A 21,551-nucleotide genomic window follows, 5' to 3' on the forward strand; every position below is an offset into this window, starting at 1 on the left:
CGCGGGCGGCGGGTTATGCAACCCGCTCGCTCCGCAACTTTCTTCGTCATTGCCCGCCGCGCCTTTCGCCGAGGAAAGCACGCAGGTTAGCCGGATCGGGTACCGGTGGCTTGTACGATCTTGCGCCCAGGCGCCGACGCATCCTCATCGGGCATCGCACCCGAGGTTGTCGCCGTCTCCTCCTCGCCCTTGCGCTCGACGCTCCACGTATGGATCGGCCGATGCCCCGGCCGCTCCCATTCGGGCGGCATCCACAGGTGTTTCAGCCGCTGCAGGACGGGCCCGGGTGCGAACACGTCGCGCCACATGTCGACGAATTCGTGCAGGTTCAACACCAGGAAGTTGTACGAACGAATCTGCTGCGTGATTCCGTAGTCGACCAGCTCCGTCTCCTCGACATACGTACCGAACAGGCGATCGAAAATGATCAGCACGCCGCCGTAGTTCCGGTCGATATAACGCGGATTACGGCCATGATGCGCACGATGGTTCGACGGCGTATCGAACACGTACTCGAACCAGCGCGGCAGCCGCCCGATCGCTTCGGTATGCACGAAGTACTGGTACGCGAGATCGACCGCGAGCAGGAACAGCACGACGGCCGGCGGGATGCCGAGCCACACCGGCGGCAGGTAGAACACGAACACGCCGACGAACGCGTTCAGCAGCGACTGCCGCATCGCGGTCGTGAAGTTCATCACTTCGCCGCTGTGATGCGGCACGTGCGCGGCCCAGAACCAGCGCACGCGATGCGACGTGCGATGAAACCAGTAGTAGCAGAACTCCACGACGACGAAGATCGGCACGATCGTGAAGCCGTTCACCGGCACGTCGAACAGCCGGTGCCGATAGACCCACGCGAAGATCGCGCCCGTGAACACGAGCCCCATCACGGTCTCGGCCACCTGATAGCCGGCGCCGAGCGACAGGTTCGCGACGATCTCCTTCCAGCGAAACGGCTCGCGGCGGCCGCGCCCGGTCATCACCGCGTATTCGATCGCGAACGCGATCAGGAAGACCGGCGTCATGCCGATCAGCAGCACCTGCTTCCAGTCCACGTCGCTACCCAGGAACGCATGGAGCCACGTCATCAACTCGGTCGGCATGTTCGCGGCCTCGATCAAGAACTGACCGGCAGTATGGTCGTGCGCGGGTCGTCCCGCGTTGACACTTGCCGACGATTACTTGACACTTTCCGCCATGCCCGCCGCCTCCCCGCTATCGACGCAGCGCGTCTACTACTCGAGCACCTACGTGCGGCTGCTGTTCGACTATCTGTCGGAGCAAGGCAAGGATGCCGCGCGCGTGCTCGGCGAGGCGCGGCCGCCCGAGGACGATCGCGGGCTCACGCTGTATGCGAGCGCTCACTGGCGGCGCCTGCTCGAATGCGCGGTGCGCGCGCTCGACGATCCGCTGCTCGGCCTGCACGTCGGCCAGCGAATCACGCCTGCCCATCTCGGTGCGCTCGGCTATGCGCTGCATGCGTGCCGCGATGCCGGCGCCGCACTCGCGCGCTGGCAGCAATACGAACACCTGATCGCGAACGTCGCGCGCATGGAGGTGCGGGTCGAGGCGACGTCGGTCGCGATCGAATGGCACGACGCGCCCGAGCCGCTCGGCCCGCTCGTCGACGAAGTGGCGCTGACGGCCATCGTCCAGTTCGCACGCAACATCACCGGCACGCATCACGGGCCCGACGAAGTCTGCTTCGTGCATCCGTCGCCCGGCGACGAACAACCGTACATCGACTATTTCGGCTGCCCGGTGCGGTTCGGCCAGCCGGTGAACCGCCTCGCGTTCCCGCTGCACCTGCTCATGCAGCCGCTGCGCCAGCCGGACGATGCGCTGCTGCGGATGATGGAACGCCAGGCGAGCGCGCTGCTTGCCGAGCTGCGGCAGACGGACGATCTCGAGCAGTCGGTGCGCGAAGCCGTCGCGCGCCTGCTGACGCAGGGCGAAGCGAGCCTCGAACAGATCGCCGCGGACCTGCATGTGTCGTCGCGCACGCTGCATCGACGGCTTGCCGAACTCGGGCTCAACTTCCGGATACTGCGCGAGGACACGCGGCGGCGGCTCGCGATCGACCACCTGAACGATCCGCGGCTGACGCTCGCGGAAGTCGCCTGGTTGCTCGGCTATTCGGAACACAGCGCCTTTACGCGCGCCTTCCGGCGCTGGACCGGCGAATCGCCGCAGCAGTGGCGCAGCCGGCAACCGGTGCGGGCAGCGAACGTCGCGCGAGGCTGAGCGCCGCGCGCAAGCGTGCCGCCGACGAACTCGCGTCCGCCCGCGCGGTCGAACGAGCATCGCCGGAGAATCCCATGAAACGCGCTGCCCCTGTTGCTCTTCTGACCCTGCTGGCCGCCGTCAGCTTGCCGGCCGCCGCCGGTGGGCCGGCCGGTAGCGCCGAGCCTGCTCCCGTTCAAGTGCACGCAAAAAACTGCCTACCGTCCCGCGACGCCACGCCAGACGCGCGCGCGTCGTCAAAAGCGCCGCCGATCCGCGTTTGTGTCAGCGATGCCAACACGCAACTGAACCTGCCGTGGTTCCTGACCGATGTGCTCACCGCAGTGGATACGCACCAGTCGGGCGGTGACCTGCTGCGCAAGATGCGCAACGATTTCTGAACACGGCCCGCGCGACGCGCCGGCGCCGTATCGTTCACTCCTCTGCGGACGCCTGCAGCACCTGCACGCACGTACCGACCATGCCGGCCCACATCGCGGGGTCGGCAATGCTGCGCAGCAGCGCGAGCAGTTCCTTTCGCTCACCTTTCGAAAGCGGGCCATGTTCACCGCTGATGGTGTTGTAGCGCGGCGTGCCGCGCGCAGCGAGCGAGCGGTTGAGCGAGTAGTTGCTGGCGTTCCCGTTCACGGCAATCCGGATCCACAGCGAACCGCCGTCGGCGGCGGCTGCGCCATCGGTCACGATGACCGTGCGCGCGGTATTTTCTTCCATCCCGAAGCTCCGGCGAGACGTGCGACCGTATCGCGCCGCGACCGATCGCAGGCCGTCGGCAGGTCGACGAAGACAGCATCCCGAAAGAATGTTTCCTTTCCAGACGCAATGACAAAACTACACCAATAGTTGAATAACAATATTTCGTAATCTCTCATCACATCTTATACTTGCCGCGCACCATCCTCGTGCCAAAGAGACGGTGCTTTTTCGTCCCGGCCGCAAGACCATGCGGTCGGGTTTTTTTCGGTGTGCTACGTCTATCTACATGTGCTGCAGGCACATGTTTTCTCAAGGCAAGTCACCGAAATGATTGGCCGATTGCGCCGGGTCTGCCGCAGATGCCCGTCGCGACCGTCGCATCGATCGCATTGCGATACCGGCACGCACCGCGCATGACCCGAACCCGGCATGACGCATGCGCCGGGGGTGTATCGACCGGTTAGACTCGCCTCTCCATACACACAACACCCAAGGCGACCGCGGGAATGTCAGCGTTCACGCCAGGCTCGAAGGCCGTTTTCCAGCGCAGCGGCGCATGGCCGCGGGTCGCCTTTTTCGCCGCCGTAATCGTTTGCGTGCTCGTGCCGGCATTCGCGATCGCGCTTGCCGACCGCTACGCGCGCGACGCCGTCACCGAGCATGAGCGCGTCATCGCGAACGACATCGTGGCCTCGGTGGACCGCATCCTGGACGGCGCGCGCCTGCGGCATGTGGACGAACTGACCGCGCTCGTCGGGCGGCCATGCCCGGCGGTGTTCCGGACGCTCGCCGAGATAGGCACGCGCCTGCGCTATCTGCGCGCCGTCGCGCTGGTGCACGAGGGCCGCGTCATGTGCTCGTCGGCGCTGGGGGCGATCGACCTGCCGCTCGGCGCGTATACCCACGAGCCGGAACCCGGCTCGACGCTCGTCACGTTGCTGCGCCAGACGCCGTTCCAGCAAGGCATCCCGGTGCTGCCCGTGTTTTACGCGACCGCACCCGGCGCGGGTGTGCTCTACCTGATCGAAGGCGACTACGTGGCCGACGCGCTCGCGCACGGCGCCCGCTACGGGACGGAAACCGCGACGCTGTCGATCGCGGGTTCGGGCCATCTCGACCAACACGGGAAATTCACGCCGGAATCGGCCACTGAACCCGTGGTGGGCAGCACGATCGTGTCGCCCCGCTGGCCGTTCACGGTGCGGGTTGCCGCATCCGCGCAGTATGCCTCGCAGGTCCGGCAGCACTATCGGCTGATCGGCATCACGATCGTGCTGCTGGCGGACGGCCTCGTGATGGCGGCCTACCTGCTCGCGATGGCGCCGCGCCGGCTGTTGCTGAAGGCCGTGCGCAACGCGCTCAGGCGCGACGAGCTCCACGTCGTGTACCAGCCGATCGTCGATGTCGAGACGCGCAGGACCGTCGGCGTCGAGGCGCTGTTGCGCTGGCAGCACCCCAAGTGGGGGGCCATCAGCCCGGCCGTGTTCATCCCGCAGGTCGAATCGAGCGCGGTGCTGCCGAAAGTGACCGAATTCGTGCTGCGGACAGCCGTGGCGGAACTGTCCGCGCTGACGCCTTGCGCGCCGCTGCGGATCGCCGTCAACATCGCGCCGAAGGATCTCGAGCGCACGCGGTTCGTGTCCGTCGTCGAGGAGGCGATCCGCGCGCTGCCGCCCGGCTTTACGCTCGTGCTCGAAGTCACCGAGCGCATCCTGCTCGAGAAGAATGCGCGGACCACCGCGATGTTCCATGCGCTGCGAGCGAAAGGCGCGAAGTTCGCGATCGACGATTTCGGCACGCACCACAGCAATCTCGACTTGCTGTCACGTTTTCCGTTCGACTATGTGAAGATCGACCGCCAGTTCGTCTCCCAACTGAACGGCGGCAGCGCGGGGTTGATCGAGGGGATCGCGTCCGTGGCGCATCACTACGACCTGAAGATCATCGCGGAAGGCGTGGAAACGGAAGCGCAGCATCGCGCGCTGCATACGGTCGGGATTCAGTATGCGCAGGGGTATCTGTATCAGCGGCCGCAGCGGGTGGAGCATTTGAAGCAGGAGTTTGCGTGGGCGCCGGTGTAGCGGCGTGGCCGCCTGCACGATCCCGCATGACTGACGCCGGCTCGACGCCGACCGGCACCCGCGTGCCGCCCGTGTGAGCGCGACCACGCTCAGACATGCTCCCGAAGGTAGCGGATGCACTTCATCCGCAAACTCGACCGGTCTGCCAGCGCATCCCGTGGCGCGCCCGTCTCCGGCGACTCAGCGTCGACCGGGCGGGCCGCCTTCGCGATCTGAAGCGAAGCATGGCCTATCCAGACCCGATCGCGCCAATCGCATTTGGCACGGTGGATAACCAGCCAGCCTTGCAGCGATTCGACGAGTTGAAACGACGACAGCCACTCGTGCGTCTTCCGTTGCGTCACGAGTTGCAATACAACGAGGAAATAGAGCAGATCGACGTACTTCGTCGTGACACGCATGGTTCGCCCTTGGGTTGTCGATGCTCGCGAGCGTGTCGTCGTCAGCTCATCCCTGGACGCTGAGCGCCTTCTCCAGCGCGGCAATCAACTTGAACGCATCGTCGCGTCCGATCAGAAAACCGCGGCTGGTGTACTCGCATCCGAACGCATAGAAGCTCGGCAGCAGCGTCACCATGTCCTTCTGCCGATCGAGATCGACCTGGCATTTGGTCAGCGGGAAAAACGGGGGCGCCTCGGCCGGCATGGTGTACATAATGCCCTCCTAGTACATTTTGCGCGGCGGCAACATGCGCTTCGCGCGCAAGCGCTGTCTGGCCACGGCGCTCGCCTTTTTCCGCTTGCGTTCCGTCGTGGGCTTTTCGTAGCCCGTGCGACTGCGCAACTCCCGAATCAGCCCGGTTTTCTCGATATCGCGCCGAAATCGTCGCAGCGCGACATCGATCGGTTCGTTGACCTTCAGCGTAACGGTCGTCATGGTGTTCCTGTTTTCGAATGGTTGAACGGCGCACTAGCCGAGTCGTGTCATGACGGCACTCGCGATCTCGTCGGACTCGAACTCCGAATATCCGGCTCCGATCGACAACGCGCGTACCGCCACGAACATTTGCAGTTCCTGCTGATGGCACCGCGCTGAATCGCCGATTCCGGTGGGCAGGATGGCATCGGTCCTGATGACCTCATGCCGCCTGATCAGGCCGAGCAGTTCATCGATGATCATTTCGTCCTCCGAATTGACAACACATCGCGTTGCCTTGGCGGTTTGCCTCAAGGCGTGCCGGAAAAGAAGCCTTGCTTGTCGCGATTGTCGTCGATGATGTTTTCGGCGTAGCGCAGCGAAGCACGACGTGCATCGCCGGCACTGCCGAACGGGGCGTTGTCCCGCAACCTGAAGGTCTGGCTGTGCGTCAGCGTATCGCCGCGCAGGCAAATCTTGACTGCCGCATCGAAACCGGCATCGTAGTTGTGCGGGCTGCCATCCAGCGCCGGCGCGTGAGGGTAAATCAGTGGATAGATCTCGAATCCACGGTAAATATGCATGCTCATGACAAGCTCCTGCGTCCGGCCGCGACGCATCGCACGGGCGAACAGGGCCGGCCAGTATCCCCGTTGCGGGGCGGGCCAGTGAGGTGAAAGGGACAACGTTGCAGCGCGGAGGTGGGGCGATGCAGCAAACGGGTAGAGGGAGGAGCGAGCGACCGGCTTACCAGGGTCGATCGGATGAACCCATCATACGCGCATCGTTTGCCGAGCGCCCAACTTATTCTGGATGACGCACAACGACGCACGGACGCGCCGCAGGTGCACGGTGTCGGGTTGCGGGGTGTCGCACGGACCGCGTTGCCTTGTACCGACGAAGCCGGTCACGATCGGGCCGGCCTCGCCGGAATCGCTCTCCTGGCGAAGCAGCCGGTGGCCGCCTCTTGACTGGCGGAATGATCCGGATCGCTATTACGGAGCCGACGTGCGCTTCTTCGGACGCGATTGCGTATCCAGGGCCGGCTTCGGCGGCACCCAGTTCAGCGCCGTGCCGAGCTTGGGCAGCACCACGGCCGGCTTGACGCGCGGCGGCGCCTTGTTGCTGCGTGACTGACTTCGGGTCATGCGATTCTCCTGCTGCGCGGTGTGCACGATCCGATGAGCACTGCTCGTCCGATCGTGTACACGCTGCGAAAGCGGTTGGCGCACAGATGCGCACGCGGGCTCGATATCCCGATGCGCAACGCGCTGGCCCTGCCGGGCCTGCATCGGCACACGTGGCGCCCGCGACGGCGGCACGTAGCGCAAGAAGCGGCGACTGCGCGCCGCTCCGTGAACGAGGCGGACGGCTCAGGGCGATTACAGCGGGGTGATGTTCGATGCCTGCAGGCCTTTGGGGCCGTTCTTGGTTTCGTAGCTGACTTTCTGGCCTTCGGCGAGGGTCTTGAAGCCGTCGCCGCGAATCTCGGAAAAGTGCGCGAACAGATCGTCGCCGCCCTTGTCGGGCGTGATGAAGCCGAAGCCCTTGCCATCGTTGAACCACTTGACAGTACCGGTATCCATGTTAGATCTCCTGAAGATGAACGTGCGTAGCGCACCCTGACGGGTTCGGGAAAAGAATCAAGGAGGGGGAGGACAACGAATACCGCAGGCTACGGTCGATGAGGAGCAGCAATCGCGCTTCTTGAATACTTCACCGACCGACAGTACGTGTCATCACAGAGCGTGTCAAGCGCTTTCGGCGGACGAGCGGTCTGCGCCGTTGCCGTCCGGGCGTCACTGATCGACGCTTCGGCGGGAGGCGCATTCGTCGACCATGGCCATCCCGGCGGCGACATCAGAGGGTGGCCAGCTAACACGGTTGATGCTCTTTCTCGGTTCCATAGCCGCACCACGACGTCCGGAGTGCTTTCGATGCCCACCGCCCTGCTGCTACGCACAACCCATTCACACCTGTACCCCGGCAGCATCGTGACGCTCGACCACGACGCGCCGCGCTCCGGGAAACCGCAACCGGCCGTGGTCGAGTTCGCCGATGGATCAGGCGCGACCGCGACGCTCGTCTGCATCGATGGCGAAGCGCTCGAACTCGCCATCGACGCATACGTAACGCAAAAACGGCACGCGGTAGCGGCGCGACGCTGGCTGCTCAAACCTTCCGGTACAGCGCGCACCGAATGGCGCGTCGCACAACGGCTCGCCGTTGCCTGATTCCAGACGGGGCAACAGGCACACACCGAATGCATACCGGGGGCGAGCGAGACGCGCACAATGTCGTGCATACCATTCCGGCAAGCCCCCCGCCCAAGCGCTAAAATCCGCCGCCTGGGCATCCACCACGAGCAAGCGTTTTGACGGCGTTCGAGCAGGGTTTCATCCTCACCCGCCACTGGCGGGACACCGCATCCGGCATCGAGATCGAGTTCTGGCTGGCAACCGAACACGGTCCGCGCCGCGTACGGTTGCGCCCGCAGGAAGCCGTCGCGTTCATTCCGGCCGAACAGCAGGCGCTCGCCGAACGCGCGCTGGCCGGCGAGCGCGAGGCCGAGTTGCGCCCGCTCGCGCTGCGCGACTTCCGGCAGCGCCCGGTCGTCGGCCTCTATTGCAAGCGCTATCGCCATCTGTCCGGGCTGCAGAAGCGGCTCGCGGCGGCCGGCGTCGACGTCTACGAAGCCGACGTGCAGCCGCCCGACCGCTATGCGATGGAGCGCTTCATCACGGCCTGCGTGCAGTTTCGCGGGCAACCCGGCCCCGACGGCACGCTGGCCGGCGCCGAGCTGAAAGCCGCGACCGGCTATCGCCCGGCGCTGCGCTGCGTGTCGCTCGACATCGAAACCAGCGTGCACGGCGAGCTGTACTCGATCGCGCTCGAAGGCTGCGGGCAACGGCAGGTCTACATGCTCGGCCCGCCGAACGGCGGCGACGGTGACGCAGCAAACGCCATCGACTTCCGCCTCGACTACTGCGACAACCGGCCCGCGATGCTCGCGCGGCTCAACGAATGGTTCGACGAACATGATCCCGATGCGGTGATCGGCTGGAACCTCGTGCAGTTCGACCTGCGCATCCTGCATGCCCATTCGGAGCAATACGGGATCCCGCTGAAGCTCGGCCGCGGCGGCAGCGTGCTCGACTGGCGCGCGCACGGCCAGCAGCCCGACCACTTCTTCGCCGGCGCGGCCGGCCGGCTGATCCTCGACGGCATCGACATGCTGAAATCCGCGACGTGGACGTTCCCGTCGTTCAGCCTCGAATACGTGTCGCAGGCGCTGCTCGGCGAAGGCAAGTCGATCGACAACCCGTACCAACGGATGGACGAGATCCAGCGCCGCTTCGATCACGACAAGCCGGCGCTGGCGCGCTACAACCTGAAGGACTGCGAACTCGTCACGCGCATCTTCGACAAGGCCGACCTGCTGTCCTTCGCGCTCGAACGCGCGAGCGTGACGGGCCTCGCGGCCGATCGCACCGGCGGGTCGGTGGCGGCCTTCACGCATCTGTACCTGCCGCGCATGCACCGGCTCGGCTATGTCGCGCCGAACCTCGGCGACGTGACGGGGCAGAACAGCCCCGGCGGCTTCGTGATGGATTCGCGCCCCGGGCTGTACGATTCGGTGCTCGTGTTCGACTACAAGAGCCTCTATCCGTCGATCATCCGCACGTTCCTGATCGATCCGGTCGGGCTGATCGAAGGGCTCGCGCATCCCGGCGACGACGCATCGGTGCCCGGCTTTCTCGGCGCACGTTTCTCGCGTACCGCGCACTGCCTGCCCGATATCGTGCGCCGTGTGTGGGAAGGCCGCGACGACGCGAAGCGGCAGCGCAACGCGCCGCTGTCGCAGGCGCTGAAGATCATCATGAATTCGTTCTACGGCGTGCTCGGCTCGACGGGCTGCCGCTTCTTCGATCCGCGCCTCGCGTCGTCGATCACGATGCGCGGCCACGAGATCATGCACCGCACGCGCGAGCTCATCGAAGCGCAGGGGTACGAAGTGATCTATGGAGACACCGATTCGACGTTCGTGTGGCTCGGCCGCGCGCACGACGACGACGAAGCCGGCACCAAGGGCCGTGCACTCGTCGAGCACGTGAACCGCTGGTGGCAAACGCACCTGCGCGAAACCTTCGGGCTCGAGAGCGCGCTGGAGCTGCAATACGAGCGGCACTACCGCCGCTTCCTGATGCCGACCGTGCGCGGCGCGGAAGAAGGCAGCAAGAAGCGCTACGCGGGGCTCGCGGCAGCGGCCGACGGCGGCGAGGACCTCGTCTTCAAGGGGCTCGAAACGGTGCGCACCGACTGGACGCCGCTCGCGCAGCAGTTCCAGCGCGAGTTGTACCGGCGCGTGTTCAGCCGCGAGCCGTACCAGGATTTCATCCGCGATACCGTGCGGCGCACGCTGGCCGGCGAATTCGACGACCAGCTCGTCTACCGCAAGCGCGTGCGCCGGCCGTTGCGCGAGTATGAGCGCAACGTGCCGCCGCACGTGCGCGCGGCGCGGATCGCCGACGCGTTCAACCAGGAACAGGGCCGGCCGCTGCAGTATCAGCGCGGCGGCTGGATCAGCTACGTGATGACGACGGCCGGCCCCGAGCCGCTCGAAACGATGCGCTCGCCGATCGACTATGCGTTCTACCTGAGCCGCCAGTTGCAGCCGGTGGCCGACGCGATCCTGCCGTTCCTGCGCGACGACTTCGAGCGCGTGATCTCCGGGCAGGGGCAGTTGTTCCTGGAGTAGCCGCGCCAGGTCGGGCAAGGAAGACACGGCGGGCCGGTTAAAATACCGCGCTGCTGCGCGTCCTGCGCAGCCGAAGGAGATTCATCATGACCGCACGTCGCGGAACAGCGGTCGCCATCGCGCCCGGCCACGAGGCAGCCAGCCTGTCGAACGCCCAGAAAGCATTCAATACGCTCGTCCAGCAGATCGAGAAGCGGCGCGAGCGGCTTGGCGCGTGGGAAGCGGCGATGCCGGCCTTCCAGAAGAAATTCGTCGACGAGCTGTTGCCGCTCGAACAGACCTCCACCGCACTGCGAATCCGGTTGCTCAATCAGCTCGACGACGCGTATCTGCAGAAGGGCTTGAGCAAGGCCGAGCAGCACACCCTGTCCGGGATGATCGCCAGCATGGCGCGCGACTTGCTCGACTTCAGCGACGACGCGCAGTTGAAGGCCATCCACGCCCGGCACAGCGCCGCCGATCACGGCAGCAACGCAGCAACCGAGCCGGAGCCGGAACCGAAGTCGGAATCGACGCCTGGCGTGACGAAGGAAGACGATCTCGACGCACTGTCGCCCGAGGAGCTCATGGCGCGCATGCAGGCCGAACTGGATGCGCAGTTCGAACGGGACATGGCCCAGCACGCGGCCCGCGAGGCACAGCGCGCCAAGCGCAAGAAAGCGCCCCGCCAATCGGCTGCGCTGGCGAAGCGCGAAGCCGAGCAGGCGGAAGCGAGCCGGTCGATCCGCGAGGTCTACCGGAAGCTGGCGAGCGCGCTGCACCCCGATCGCGAGACCGATCCCCAGGAACAGGAACGCAAGACCGTGCTGATGCAGCGGGTCAACCACGCTTACGCGAACGGCAAGCTCCTGCAACTGCTGGAGCTGCAACTGGAGATCGAGCAGATCGACCGGCACGCGATCAACGGCCTGGGCGAAGACCGGCTCGCGCGCTACAACGGCATCCTGGAAGATCAGCTGCGCGAGCTGGACCAGGAGATCCAGGACGTCGAGACCGGATTCCGGCGGACGTACGGGATCGCGCCGTCGGTCAAGGTCACGCCCGATACCATCATGCGCATGCTCGCGCGCGACATCGCCGGCACGCAGCGCAGCATCCACGACCTGAACCTGACGCTGCGCGAGTTCGACGATCCGGCGAACGTCAAGGAATGGCTGAAGGACATGAAGCGCCAGCGGGCCTTCCCGCGTTTCGACGACTAGCCGTGCCTGGCAAGGATGCGTCTGCCCGCCAGGCATCGCGCACATAGCCGGTCTGACAGAACGGTTGCGTTCCCCGCATCGATCGGCATTCCACGCGAATCAACCCACCCAAAACCGGGTAACAAGGACGCCGTCCGTCACTCACTCTCACGGATTCGGAAACACAGTTGGACCGGAATCGGCATTTATCCGGCCGATCCGGGTTCCTAAACTTGTCTCGTCAGTTCGGCCAGCCGCCATCGCGCCGAACCGCAACGAAACCGTCTGAGGAAACCGTGAAATCCATCATCGTCACCATCGCCACCGTCGCCGCTACCGCCACCACCCTTCTCGCCGCACCGGCCGTGTCGTACGCACAATCGTCGCACTCGACGCTCACGCGTGCGCAGGTGCGCCAGGAATTGTTCGACCTCGAATCGGTCGGCTACGAGCCGATCGCCGCTGATGGCGACAACTATCCGGGTGACATCGTCGCCGCGCAGGAGCGTCTGGCCGCCAAGCGGCTCGCCGAGCGCAAGAGCGCCGAAGCGGCCTACGGGTCGAACGGTGCGGCCGGCACCGACTCGGGCGCGCCGGCGGTTGCGGTGGTGAAGCCCTAACGCCCAGACGCCGTGCCGCACGGCCACGCATCGACGCAGGCGAGCGGCCACGACACCCGGCCGCCGCACTGCGCCGCGCTCGCCCGCTCGGGCGAACCGCCGCTTCCCGTCACGCCCGGTGCCCCGAGATCGGCCCCGCTTCGCCGGTCAGGTTGAAGATGCTGTCGATCCACGCCAGAAACGTCGAAAACGTGAAATCCGACGCCTGCTGCGTGCGGAACGCCTTCATCACCGGCGTATCGGCCGGGTCCTGCTGGTTCAGCAGGTTGTCGACGAAGGTGCCGATATCCGCGTCGATGCCGTGCTCGTGGATCCCCGACCCGGTGAAGCTGACCGCCGTCACCTGGTGGTTGTCGATGAAGTCGTTGCGCGCCCACGGCATGAAGTAGCCGAAGTTCGGCAACGGGTTCAGCGTCTGCTTCAATCCGTCCAGTTCCTGGGCGAACATCGCGAGCGACAGCGTATCCTTCGTCGCGTCGTCGGGCGCCGCGATCACGGCCGGCACGAACGCGCGATAGTGATACGCGGCGATGATCTTGTCGCGCTGGTAGCTCGAGAAGCCGAAGCGGTCGTGCGGGAATGTCGCCGACAGCGCCGCATACGCGCTCCCCATGTTGCCCGGATCGAAATGGCGGGTCAGCCGGCTGTTCACGGTGATCATCCCGTCGGGCCCCGTCATCCCCCACTCGGTGCGCACGCGGTCGTACAGGCCGACCGACGGATGCGTGGCCGCGTCCGCATCGAACGGCGTGTTGAAGACCGTACCGGCGTCGTCGAGCAGCGAACTATGCGCCTGCGGCTGCAGTGTGTTGCGCAGCGTCGCGTAGTTCGCGAGCGTGCCGTAGCCGCCCGCGCTCATCCCGTACACCAGCAGCCGGTTCGGCTTGCCGAAGCCGTGCGACGTCAGCCACTGCGCGACGGCCTGGATGTTCTTCAGCCCGCTGTAGTGCTGCAATCGCCAGTCGCCGCTCGGCGACGTGTAGTTGCGCACCGCGCTGCCCATGTGGATATCTCCGGTGCAATAGGGCACGAAAACCTGTGTCCACTGCTGCGTCTCGACCTTTGGTTCGCCGACGAGAATATGCGCGAGATCCATCCGCGTAAGCAGCGGCGACAGGAACGACGACAACAGGCTCTGGTTCGCGGTGCCGTTCATGTAGTTGTGGGGAATGCCGTCCGGGTTGAAGCCGCCGAGGCCGGCCTCTGCGCCGGTCGACGTCTGCGTGCAGGTGCCGTAGTCCCAGCACGCGCCGCCCGGCTCCATCATGTACAGCAGGTTGTCCGACTGCGCACGATTGATGTAGAAGCGCATCGGCGTGCCGTTGCCGCACGATGCACCGGTGCTCTCCGGCAACGTCACTTCGTACCACGAATAATACGGAATCGACGGATCCGGCATCGTCGTATCGGCGGCGTGGCCGTTCAGTGCCGCGCAACCGAGCAGCGTGGCAACGGCCGCGCGCAGCAGGCTTCGTGCTGTGGACATCTCCCCTCCTTGTCGATGGACATGACGCGGCCGCCGGGCTTCGCCTCGGCGTCGCGGATTCGGCGCTCAGTGCACGCCGGACGATGAAGCACCGTCGAACAGCTGGACCCGCAACGCCTGCAGGCGCTGCGCGATGACGGCTTGTTGCTGATCGGGATCGGGAATGCTCGCCTGAACCTGCCGGACGACGTCACGGCTCTGCTGTTCGTATGAGCGATAGCGCGGGTCCTGCGCCGGCGACGGGCCGACCGTCTGCTGCGCATAGGTGTCCCATTGCGCGCGCATCGACCGGATCGCCGCGCCGCGCGTCGCGGGATCGGCTTCGGTATCGGTGAGCAGCGCCGCGCTCAGCGCCTCGGCCTGCACCGGCACGATCTCGTTGCGCGCGACATGATCGGGGAGTGCGTCGAGAATCCGGTGCGCGAGCGCGGCGCGCTCGGCTGGCGGCATGCTGTTGCGGCGATCCCCATACGCGGCAACCTCGTCGCGAAAGCGCGCGAACGCGACGATGCGCTTCACTTCGGCATCCGCATCGGGGCGCCCCGCGAGGCTGCGGCGCAGCGCGTCGACGTCGAGCCGCCGCTCCTCGGGGCCGGGCGTCGCGGCACCGGTGCCGGTACCGAACGTATCGGCTGTGCCTGGCTGCGCGCTCGCCGTCGTGGTCGTTGCGCCGGACGATGCGGCTTGCGCCGGCGTCGCCGCTTCATATCGCCAGACTGCAACGACGACCACGCCGATCGCCGCGATCGCGCCCGTGCGCCGCCAGCGTGCCCTGTTCTTCTTCACGTCGCCTCCTCGTCACGTCATGCCGTTCTTCGCCGGTGCATCCGCGAGTAGGTTCTAGGTCGAATCCGGCAGGCAGTCAAAAGCGGCACTAGAACGCCGGCACTAAAGCTGCTCGCAGCAGCCGCGTCCCGCAAGCCGTTTGAAACGCATTGCGTGATCGGTCGGCCAGGCGCGCGATGTCGCGCGTCACGCCCGTCCGGCGGCGGTTCGGGCCGACACGTACCGTGTGCGCCGCGACGCCAAGCAAGCGGCGATCCAGCCGCACGGCGCGCGGTTGTCACACATCGGCGTGACCGATACGGATGGCCGGATAAGACCCGTCGAACGACCCGCTGAGCGCTTGGTCGTGATTTTGGCCAGCCCTATGCTGGTTTCCGACACGCGCCGAACGGTCGGCGCGACGCCCACCCCACCCAGCCGAGCCCGTTCCATGAGCCGTGCAGACCTTCCGCATCGCGCACCCGCCGCCGTCCACGACTATCCGACCTATCGCGACGCGCTCGCGGGCCGCCGGCTACCTGCCGCATTCGTCGACCTCGACTGCCTCGACGCGAACCTTGCCGACCTGAAGCGCCGCGCACGCGGCCTGCCGATCCGGCTCGCGACGAAGTCGGTGCGCTCGCGCGAACTGATTGGCGCGGTGCTGGCCGCCGGCCCGTTCATGCAGGGGCTGCTGTGCTACTCGGCCGCGGAAGCCGCGTGGCTCGCGGACGGCGGCTTCGAGGACATCGTCGTCGCGTATCCGACCGTCGAGCCCGACGACCTGCGCGCGGTGGCCGCCCAGCTGAGGCGCGGCCGTTCGATCACGCTGATGGTCGACGACACCGCGCAGGTCGACGTGATCGACCGCATCGCCCACGACGAACGCGTGACGATCCCGCTCGCGATCGATCTCGACATGTCGTCCGCGTATCCGGGCCTGTACTTCGGCATGTACCGCTCGCCGGTGCACGAGGCGGCCGACGCACTCGCGCTCGCGCACCGCATCGGCGAGCGACAGCACGTGCGGCTCGACGGACTGATGGGCTACGAAGGACAGATCGCCGGCGTGGCCGACACGGAGCCGGGCAGCGGCGCACGCAACGCGCTGGTGCGGCACCTGAAGCGCCGCTCGGCGCGCGAGATCAACGCGCGCCGCCACGCGGCCGTGCAGGCGATCGCGGCGGCCGGCCACGCGCTGCGCTTCGTGAACGGCGGCGGCACCGGCAGTATCGAGAGCACGCTCGGCGACGCGTCGGTCACCGAGCTCGCGGCCGGTTCCGGCCTCTACGCGCCGGCGCTGTTCGATCACTACGCGGCGTTTCATGCGCAGCCGGCCGCCGGCTTCGCGCTGCCGGTCGTGCGGATCCCACAGCCGGGCATCGTGACCTGCTCGGGCGGCGGCTATGTCGCATCGGGCCCGGCCGGCAAGAGCCGCCTGCCGCGGCCGTGGCTGCCGGCCGGCTGCACGCTGATCGACAACGAAGGCGCGGGCGAAGTGCAGACGCCCGTGCGCGTGCCGCGCGGCGTCGCACCGGCGATCGGCGACCCGATCCTGTTCCGCCACGCGAAGGCCGGCGAACTGTGCGAACGCTTCAACACGCTGCTGCTGATCCGCGGCGGGCGCGTGGTCGGCGAGGCGCCCACCTATCGCGGCGAAGGCAAGAGCTTTTTCTAGCGGGCCGCACGGCCCTCGTTCAACGCCGGTCAACCCGTTCGATCCATTCAAACGACAACCACGGAGACAATGCCATGTGGCGCAACTGGTCGGGATATGTCTGCAGTCCTGATGCAACCGTGTCGACGCCTGCGTCGCCCGCCGGGCTCGCGGCCGTGCTGCGCGACGCGGCGGCGGCCGGCGCCACCGTGCGCGCGGCCGGCGCCGGTCATTCGTTCTCGCCGCTCGTGCAGACCGACGACGTGATCCTGTCGCTCGACGCGATGCAGGGCGTGATCGACGTCGACCGCGACCGGCGCGTCGCGCGCGTGCATGCCGGCACGCGGCTGTGGGCGCTGGGCCCGGCGCTCGCCGCGCACGGCCTCGCGATGGAGAACCTCGGCGACATCAACGTGCAGTCGATCGCCGGCGCGACCAGCACCGGCACGCACGGCACCGGCATCACGCTCGGCAACCTGTCGACGCAGATCGACAGCCTGACCTTCATGTGCGCGGACGGCAGCGAGATCCGCGCGAGCGCCGACACGCATCCCGACCTGTTCGCCGGCGGCCGGATCGGGCTCGGCGCGCTCGGCGTGCTGACGGAGATCGGCCTGCGCCTCGTGCCCGCGTTCAAGCTGCGCCTCGAGCGCGGCGGGATGAATCTCGACGACTGCCTCGCGCAAACGGATGCGCTGATCGCGAAGCATCGCTCGTTCGAGTTCTACTGGTTCCCGCATACGGACACCGTGCTGACCAAGGCGTGGGACATGACCGACGAGCCGGCCGACGCAGTGCACTGGGCAAGCCGTGCATCCGAATCGTTCCTCGAGAACACGGTGTTCGGCGCGCTGTGCGGGCTCGGCCGGCGCGTGCCGTCGCTGTGCCCGGCGCTGAGCCGGCTGTGCGCATCGACGGTGTCCGCCGGCCGGCACGTGGAGGCGAGCTACGCGATGCTGTCGACGGTGCGCCGCGTGCGCTTCAACGAAATGGAATGGTCGGTGCCGGCCGAGCGCGGCGCCGATGCGCTGCGCGAGATCCGCGCGTTCATCGCGCGCCGCAGCTTCCCGCTGATGTTCCCGCTCGAATACCGCTGGGTGCGCGGCGACGACATCTGGCTGAGCCCCGACTACGGCCGCGACAGCGTGCGCATCTCGGTGCACCAGTATCGCGGGATGCCGTTCGACGCGTACTTCTCGGGTGTGCAGGCGATCTGCCGCAATCACGGCGGGCGGCCGCACTGGGGCAAGGTGCATGCGATGAAGGCCGCCGAGCTGGCGTCGTGCTATCCGCACTGGGACGATTTCCTCGCATTGCGCGAACGGATGGACCCGCACGGCCGCTTCCTGACGCCGTACCTGCGCACACTGTTCGGCCTGCCGCCACGCGCGAGTGCAAGTACACGCGCAGCCTCAGCCGCCCGCGCCATGCCGGCCCGCCGAGGGACACACCCGATGCACGAAACGGCCGGCATCGCACATGATCGGCCGCGATCCAACCAGGAGGCCTCGTGAGCACCGCCACCCTGCATGCCGCCGCGCAGTCGCGCCCCGATCCGTCGACCGGCGCCGTCGTTCGTCTCGCGTTCGCGTTCGCCGCGGCCACCAACGGCCTGATCCTGTCGCCGTTCCTCGTCGCGGCCGTGATGACGCGCTTCCGGCTCGACGAAGGCACCGCGACCGCGCTCGTCAGCGCGGAGATCCTCGGCATCGCGATCAGTTGCGCGCTGCTGTCGCACCGGATCGCGCGCGCCGCGCGGCCGTTCACGCTGGCCGGCCTCATCGGCACGCTCGGCGGGCAGGCGCTGAGCGCGGTCGCGCCCGGCATCGTGTCCGCGGCGCTCGCGCGCGGGATGACGGGGCTGTTCGAAGGGATGCTGTTCGTCGTCGTCGCGTCCGGCGTGTCGCAGCGCGCATCGACCGACCGCCTGTGGGGGCAAATCAACCTGCTCGCGGGCGTCATCAACGGCGGCATCCTGGTGCTGATCTCCGCGTTGCCGGCCGGCTGGCTCGAGCGCGGGGTGTTCGCGCTGCTGGCGGCCGTCGTCGCCGTGCTGGCGCCCGCGATCCGCGGCATCGACGCATTCGCGAGCGCACCCGCGCAGACCCACGTGCGCGCCGGCACGCTGCCGTGGCGGCCGGTGATCGCGATCTGGATCGTGACGGCGCTCGTCTATGGCGTGCAGGCGTCGCAATGGGCGATCGCCGGCTTCGTCGGCGAGCGTGCCGGGCTGTCGCCGACGACGATCGGCGTGCTGCTGTCGGTGTCGTCGCTGCTCGGCTTCGTCGGCGCGGCGATTCCGTCGCATCCGGCCAGCCACAAGCACCGCCTCGCGCTGATCTGGGCCGCGCAGCTCGCGATGATCGCGTCGATCGAATGGTTCTTCAGCGCACGCGGCGGCAGCGCGTACTTCCTGAGCCAGTTCGTGCTGAACAGCGCGTTCTTCGTGATCGTGCCGTTCCTCACCGGGATGCTGTCCGACTTCGACCCGGACGGCTCGCTGGTCGCACGCACGCTCGTCGTCACGTTCTTCGCGGCCGGCATCGGCACCGCGCTGTCGGGCGCGCTGCTCGGCCGCTTCGGCGGCGCGCGCGTCGCCCACGTGCTGTGCGTGGTGGTACTGGCCGCCGCCCCATTCGTGCGGCTTGCGCTGCGCCGCGCGGCGCCCGGCGCGGTGGCGCGCGCGTCGCCGTCGCCGTGACCGCAGTGCGTCACGCCGTGGCCGCGACGCACCACGAGAATGGCCGCCGCGGCCTTGGCCCGCGCAAATTTGGCTTTCTACAGTCGTTTCCGGCGGTACGCGCCGCCGCCCCCCTGCTCGATGCGGAGTCCAGAACAATGAATCGTCACGATAACGTTCGCGCCGCGTGCTGCGCGATGTGGGTCCTGGCCGTTACCGGCGCGCACGCGCAAAGCAACGTGACGCTGTATGGCGTGATCGATGCGGGCATCCGCTACGAAACCCACGGCGTGTCCTACGGCGCCGACGGCGCGCCGGTGTCGACGGGCCGCAAGATCTCGATGGCGGACGGCGGCGGCCTGACGGAGAGCTACTGGGGCCTCAAGGGGCAGGAGGATCTCGGCGGCGGCCTGTCCGCGCAGTTCAACGTGGAAAGCCACTTCGGCCCGAACAGCGGCGCGATCGTGCCGGCCGGCTCGCCGAACTTCTTCGAGATCGCGTACGTGGGGCTCACGTCGACGTCGCTCGGCCAGCTCGCGCTCGGCCGCCAGTACAACGTGCCGTTCGAGATGGTGTCGCTGACCTACGGCTCGAACCTGTGGGCCGGCCCGCAGGACCCGTACTTCAACCTGTTCAAGCCCGAGCAGACGATGCTCGCGGGCTCGCGCACCAGCAACATGATCCAGTACGGCGCGCAGCTCGGCAGCCTGTACCTGCTCGCGCAGTACGCGCCGGGCGGCCATGCGGGCGGCGGCGTGCTGGGCGGCCAGGCCGGCGCGGCAATCGCGTATGCGCCGGACAAGGGGCCGTTCACGGTCGGCGCGTCGTTCATGCGCAGCTGGGACGACGTCACACACGCGAAATTCGACATCTACGGCGGCGGCGGCTCGGTGACGCTCGGCAACGCGACCGTCAACGCCGGCTATATCGAGAACGCGCGCGACAACGACTTCACGTCGTTCGGGAACGGCCCGTTCAGCCCGACCGATCTCGCCGCGCTCGGCATCATCTCGCCCGCGCAGGTGGCCGATCCGTCGACGCCCGGCGGGTTCCGGCGCCGCAAGATGGCGCTCGCGGGGCTGACCTACCGGTTCACGCCGGCGTTCACGGCCGCCGTCAACGCGTGGTGGACCACGCAGTCGGGCTACACGCCGGACTTCGACGGCCGCGCGCGCCAGTTCCAGGTGATCGCCGGCTACAGCCTGTCGAAGCGCAGCATGCTCTACGCGGAGGTCGACTACGCGATCTATCGCGGCGGGCTGGTCGGCGCGCAGCTGGTCGGCATCAATGGACAGGCGCCGAGCACGAGCACCACGCAGCTCGGCGCGACGGTCGGCCTGCGCCACTACTTCTGACGCGGGGCCGCGCAGGATGTGGGCTATCGGGGCCGGGGCGGCGCCGGGTTTCCGGCCGGGCGGGACGAGTACAATCCATGGAAAAAAATACGGAGCATCCATGGACGAACCCGACCGTTATACGACGGCGAATCTGCCGGTCCATCTGTTGCGGTGCCTCGCGGAGACAAGCAAGGAACTGGGCATCGACCCCACGCGGCTGTGCCTCGGGCTCGGCTTCGACGTCGCGGACCTGTCGAATCCGTCGTGCCGGATTTCCTTGCGCCAGGCGAGCACGATGATCCGCCGCGCGCTCGAGATGGCGCCGGGGCGGGCGCTCGGCCTCGAACTCGGCACGAGCGAGACGATCGCGTCAATCGGGCTGGTCGGCTATGCGATGCTGACGAGCCCGACGTTGAAGGACGCGATCGCGGTCGGGATGGAACTGCAGCGCCACACGGGGCCGCTGTTGCGCTTCGACGTGACGTCGGATGCACGCACGCTGTCGATCCGCGCGACCAACGTCTTCCTCGAACCCGACATCGAGGCGTTCCTCGTCGAGGAAGCGTTCGGCAGCTTCATGAAGATCGGGCGCTCGCTCGTCGGCCCCGCGTTCCAGCCGAAGGGCGTCGATCTCAGCTACCCGCCGCCGGCCTATGCGGAGCAATACGCGCGTGTGTTCCCGTGCCCGGTGCGGTTCGAGCAGGAGCAGAACCTGTTCTCATGCGACGCCGCGCTCGGCAACCGCCCGATCGCGACCCACGATCCGCTCGCGCATCGGCAGACGCTCGAATTCCTGCAGGACGCGCTGCCGCCCGAACCCGAAGGCACCGAATTTCTCGAATCGATCGAACGGATCATGCGGCGCGACCTGCGGCACGCGCCATCGCTTGCCGAGATCGCCGCGCAGCTGTGCATGAGCGAGCGCACCCTCCGGCGGCGGCTCGCCGATCAGGGCGTGTCGTACCAGACGGTGATCGACACGATCCGCCGCAAGCGCGCATTCACGCTGCTGAGCAACCCGCGGCTGTCGATCGAGGACGTCGCGCATGAAGTCGGGTTCAGCGACGCGCACAACTTCCGGCGCGCGTTCAAGCGGTGGACGGGACACGGGCCGAGAGAGGGACAGCGCACGGCGCCGTGACGGGCAAGGTTTCGACCGTGGCGGGCGGTGGCGCCGCACCGCTTCCGCA

Annotated in this window: 23 protein-coding genes; 12 read left to right on the forward strand and 11 right to left on the reverse strand. The window is 67.2% G+C overall.

All coding sequences use genetic code 11. The features are described 5' to 3' along the window. Positions 1-86 precede the first annotated feature (86 nt). The gene (locus CFB47_RS31600; protein WP_089463397.1) at positions 87-1,106 is read right to left on the reverse strand and encodes a sterol desaturase family protein; all 1,020 of its coding nucleotides are present in this window, start codon (positions 1,104-1,106) and stop codon (positions 87-89) included. A gap of 94 nt (positions 1,107-1,200) precedes the next feature. Here CFB47_RS31600 and CFB47_RS31605 point away from each other — a divergent pair, with 94 nt between their 5' ends. Next, positions 1,201-2,247 carry an AraC family transcriptional regulator gene (locus CFB47_RS31605; RefSeq protein WP_089463398.1) on the forward strand — a complete coding sequence of 349 codons (1,047 nt, stop codon included), beginning with the start codon at positions 1,201-1,203 and terminating at the stop codon, positions 2,245-2,247. A 74-nt stretch (positions 2,248-2,321) separates the two neighbouring features. Continuing rightward, entirely contained in the window at positions 2,322-2,627 is a 306-nt protein-coding gene (locus CFB47_RS31610) for a hypothetical protein (RefSeq protein ID WP_089463609.1), read from the forward strand. A 34-nt stretch (positions 2,628-2,661) separates the two neighbouring features. Here the strand turns inward: CFB47_RS31610 and CFB47_RS31615 are convergent, their stop codons facing one another. Continuing rightward, on the reverse strand, positions 2,662-2,958 hold the full coding sequence (locus CFB47_RS31615) for a hypothetical protein (protein WP_089463399.1): 297 nt from the start codon (positions 2,956-2,958) through the stop codon (positions 2,662-2,664). Between the two features lie 488 nt (positions 2,959-3,446). On the opposite strand from CFB47_RS31615, the gene CFB47_RS31620 reads away from it, so the two are divergent. After that, positions 3,447-5,021, forward strand: coding sequence for an EAL domain-containing protein (locus tag CFB47_RS31620; protein WP_089463400.1), 1,575 nt, complete (start codon positions 3,447-3,449; stop codon positions 5,019-5,021). 89 nt (positions 5,022-5,110) lie between these two features. Here the strand turns inward: CFB47_RS31620 and CFB47_RS31625 are convergent, their stop codons facing one another. From CFB47_RS31625 to CFB47_RS31655, 7 genes are all read right to left on the reverse strand, one after another. Further along, positions 5,111-5,422 carry a hypothetical protein gene (locus CFB47_RS31625; protein WP_089457344.1) on the reverse strand — a complete coding sequence of 104 codons (312 nt, stop codon included), beginning with the start codon at positions 5,420-5,422 and terminating at the stop codon, positions 5,111-5,113. A 46-nt stretch (positions 5,423-5,468) separates the two neighbouring features. Continuing rightward, on the reverse strand, positions 5,469-5,675 hold the full coding sequence (locus CFB47_RS31630) for a hypothetical protein (protein WP_089463401.1): 207 nt from the start codon (positions 5,673-5,675) through the stop codon (positions 5,469-5,471). A 9-nt stretch (positions 5,676-5,684) separates the two neighbouring features. After that, complete coding sequence (gene rpsU, locus CFB47_RS31635) at positions 5,685-5,897, reverse strand: 30S ribosomal protein S21 (protein WP_006754722.1); 213 nt, start codon at positions 5,895-5,897, stop codon at positions 5,685-5,687. A gap of 33 nt (positions 5,898-5,930) precedes the next feature. Next, complete coding sequence (locus tag CFB47_RS31640; RefSeq protein ID WP_089443608.1) at positions 5,931-6,140, reverse strand: hypothetical protein; 210 nt, start codon at positions 6,138-6,140, stop codon at positions 5,931-5,933. A 47-nt stretch (positions 6,141-6,187) separates the two neighbouring features. After that, a complete protein-coding gene (locus CFB47_RS31645; protein WP_089428589.1) occupies positions 6,188-6,466 on the reverse strand; it encodes a hypothetical protein in 279 nt (92 codons plus the stop codon). Positions 6,467-6,871: 405 nt separating this feature from the next. Further along, positions 6,872-7,024: a hypothetical protein gene (locus CFB47_RS41370; RefSeq protein ID WP_179250093.1), complete on the reverse strand. Its 153-nt coding sequence runs from the start codon at positions 7,022-7,024 to the stop codon at positions 6,872-6,874. Positions 7,025-7,258: 234 nt separating this feature from the next. Further along, positions 7,259-7,462, reverse strand: coding sequence for a cold-shock protein (locus CFB47_RS31655; protein ID WP_089457341.1), 204 nt, complete (start codon positions 7,460-7,462; stop codon positions 7,259-7,261). A gap of 351 nt (positions 7,463-7,813) precedes the next feature. Between CFB47_RS31655 and CFB47_RS31660 the strand changes: the two genes are divergently transcribed. From CFB47_RS31660 to CFB47_RS31675, 4 genes are all read left to right on the forward strand, one after another. After that, positions 7,814-8,110: a hypothetical protein gene (locus CFB47_RS31660; RefSeq protein WP_089463403.1), complete on the forward strand. Its 297-nt coding sequence runs from the start codon at positions 7,814-7,816 to the stop codon at positions 8,108-8,110. Positions 8,111-8,250: 140 nt separating this feature from the next. Then, on the forward strand, positions 8,251-10,635 hold the full coding sequence (locus tag CFB47_RS31665) for a DNA polymerase II (protein ID WP_089463404.1): 2,385 nt from the start codon (positions 8,251-8,253) through the stop codon (positions 10,633-10,635). An 86-nt stretch (positions 10,636-10,721) separates the two neighbouring features. Next, on the forward strand, positions 10,722-11,837 hold the full coding sequence (locus CFB47_RS31670) for a J domain-containing protein (protein WP_089463405.1): 1,116 nt from the start codon (positions 10,722-10,724) through the stop codon (positions 11,835-11,837). A gap of 275 nt (positions 11,838-12,112) precedes the next feature. Beyond that, positions 12,113-12,436 (forward strand): DUF4148 domain-containing protein, encoded by a 324-nt coding sequence (locus CFB47_RS31675; protein ID WP_089463406.1) that lies wholly within the window; start codon positions 12,113-12,115, stop codon positions 12,434-12,436. 109 nt (positions 12,437-12,545) lie between these two features. On the opposite strand, the gene CFB47_RS31680 is transcribed toward CFB47_RS31675, so the two are convergent. Both CFB47_RS31680 and plcR read right to left on the reverse strand, forming a co-directional pair. Continuing rightward, positions 12,546-13,922, reverse strand: coding sequence for a pectin acetylesterase-family hydrolase (locus CFB47_RS31680; protein ID WP_089463407.1), 1,377 nt, complete (start codon positions 13,920-13,922; stop codon positions 12,546-12,548). Positions 13,923-13,988: 66 nt separating this feature from the next. Continuing rightward, on the reverse strand, positions 13,989-14,708 hold the full coding sequence (gene plcR / locus CFB47_RS31685) for a phospholipase C accessory protein PlcR (RefSeq protein ID WP_089463408.1): 720 nt from the start codon (positions 14,706-14,708) through the stop codon (positions 13,989-13,991). 430 nt (positions 14,709-15,138) lie between these two features. Between plcR and CFB47_RS31690 the strand changes: the two genes are divergently transcribed. The 5 genes from CFB47_RS31690 (at position 15,139) to CFB47_RS31710 (ending at position 21,502) form a co-directional block, all read left to right on the forward strand. Continuing rightward, a complete protein-coding gene (locus CFB47_RS31690; RefSeq protein WP_089463409.1) occupies positions 15,139-16,365 on the forward strand; it encodes an amino acid deaminase/aldolase in 1,227 nt (408 codons plus the stop codon). A 74-nt stretch (positions 16,366-16,439) separates the two neighbouring features. Beyond that, a complete protein-coding gene (locus CFB47_RS31695) occupies positions 16,440-17,858 on the forward strand; it encodes a D-arabinono-1,4-lactone oxidase (RefSeq protein ID WP_089463410.1) in 1,419 nt (472 codons plus the stop codon). Further along, positions 17,855-19,045, forward strand: coding sequence for an MFS transporter (locus CFB47_RS31700; protein ID WP_089463411.1), 1,191 nt, complete (start codon positions 17,855-17,857; stop codon positions 19,043-19,045). The genes CFB47_RS31695 and CFB47_RS31700 overlap by 4 nt, the downstream gene beginning before the upstream one ends. A 137-nt stretch (positions 19,046-19,182) precedes the next feature. Next, on the forward strand, positions 19,183-20,379 hold the full coding sequence (locus CFB47_RS31705) for a porin (protein ID WP_089463412.1): 1,197 nt from the start codon (positions 19,183-19,185) through the stop codon (positions 20,377-20,379). Between the two features lie 100 nt (positions 20,380-20,479). Continuing rightward, positions 20,480-21,502 (forward strand): AraC family transcriptional regulator, encoded by a 1,023-nt coding sequence (locus tag CFB47_RS31710; RefSeq protein WP_089463413.1) that lies wholly within the window; start codon positions 20,480-20,482, stop codon positions 21,500-21,502. Positions 21,503-21,551: the final 49 nt, after the last annotated feature.

The sequence above is a fragment of the Burkholderia sp. AU27893 genome (genome assembly GCF_002223205.1).
In the GTDB taxonomy this organism is placed as follows: domain Bacteria; phylum Pseudomonadota; class Gammaproteobacteria; order Burkholderiales; family Burkholderiaceae; genus Burkholderia.

Coding starts and splice junctions, on each gene's coding strand:
- rpsU (WP_006754722.1), bottom strand. CDS start 5,897: ATGACGACCGTTACGCTGAAGGTCAACGAACCGATCGATGTCGCGCTG.
- CFB47_RS31640 (WP_089443608.1), bottom strand. CDS start 6,140: ATGATCATCGATGAACTGCTCGGCCTGATCAGGCGGCATGAGGTCATC.
- CFB47_RS31615 (WP_089463399.1), bottom strand. CDS start 2,958: ATGGAAGAAAATACCGCGCGCACGGTCATCGTGACCGATGGCGCAGCC.
- CFB47_RS31690 (WP_089463409.1), top strand. CDS start 15,139: ATGAGCCGTGCAGACCTTCCGCATCGCGCACCCGCCGCCGTCCACGAC.
- CFB47_RS31660 (WP_089463403.1), top strand. CDS start 7,814: ATGCCCACCGCCCTGCTGCTACGCACAACCCATTCACACCTGTACCCC.
- CFB47_RS31620 (WP_089463400.1), top strand. CDS start 3,447: ATGTCAGCGTTCACGCCAGGCTCGAAGGCCGTTTTCCAGCGCAGCGGC.
- CFB47_RS31625 (WP_089457344.1), bottom strand. CDS start 5,422: ATGCGTGTCACGACGAAGTACGTCGATCTGCTCTATTTCCTCGTTGTA.
- CFB47_RS31670 (WP_089463405.1), top strand. CDS start 10,722: ATGACCGCACGTCGCGGAACAGCGGTCGCCATCGCGCCCGGCCACGAG.
- CFB47_RS31610 (WP_089463609.1), top strand. CDS start 2,322: ATGAAACGCGCTGCCCCTGTTGCTCTTCTGACCCTGCTGGCCGCCGTC.
- CFB47_RS31600 (WP_089463397.1), bottom strand. CDS start 1,106: ATGCCGACCGAGTTGATGACGTGGCTCCATGCGTTCCTGGGTAGCGAC.
- CFB47_RS31630 (WP_089463401.1), bottom strand. CDS start 5,675: ATGTACACCATGCCGGCCGAGGCGCCCCCGTTTTTCCCGCTGACCAAA.
- CFB47_RS31645 (WP_089428589.1), bottom strand. CDS start 6,466: ATGAGCATGCATATTTACCGTGGATTCGAGATCTATCCACTGATTTAC.
- CFB47_RS31705 (WP_089463412.1), top strand. CDS start 19,183: ATGAATCGTCACGATAACGTTCGCGCCGCGTGCTGCGCGATGTGGGTC.
- CFB47_RS31605 (WP_089463398.1), top strand. CDS start 1,201: ATGCCCGCCGCCTCCCCGCTATCGACGCAGCGCGTCTACTACTCGAGC.
- CFB47_RS31695 (WP_089463410.1), top strand. CDS start 16,440: ATGTGGCGCAACTGGTCGGGATATGTCTGCAGTCCTGATGCAACCGTG.
- CFB47_RS31655 (WP_089457341.1), bottom strand. CDS start 7,462: ATGGATACCGGTACTGTCAAGTGGTTCAACGATGGCAAGGGCTTCGGC.
- CFB47_RS41370 (WP_179250093.1), bottom strand. CDS start 7,024: ATGACCCGAAGTCAGTCACGCAGCAACAAGGCGCCGCCGCGCGTCAAG.
- CFB47_RS31680 (WP_089463407.1), bottom strand. CDS start 13,922: ATGTCCACAGCACGAAGCCTGCTGCGCGCGGCCGTTGCCACGCTGCTC.
- CFB47_RS31710 (WP_089463413.1), top strand. CDS start 20,480: ATGGACGAACCCGACCGTTATACGACGGCGAATCTGCCGGTCCATCTG.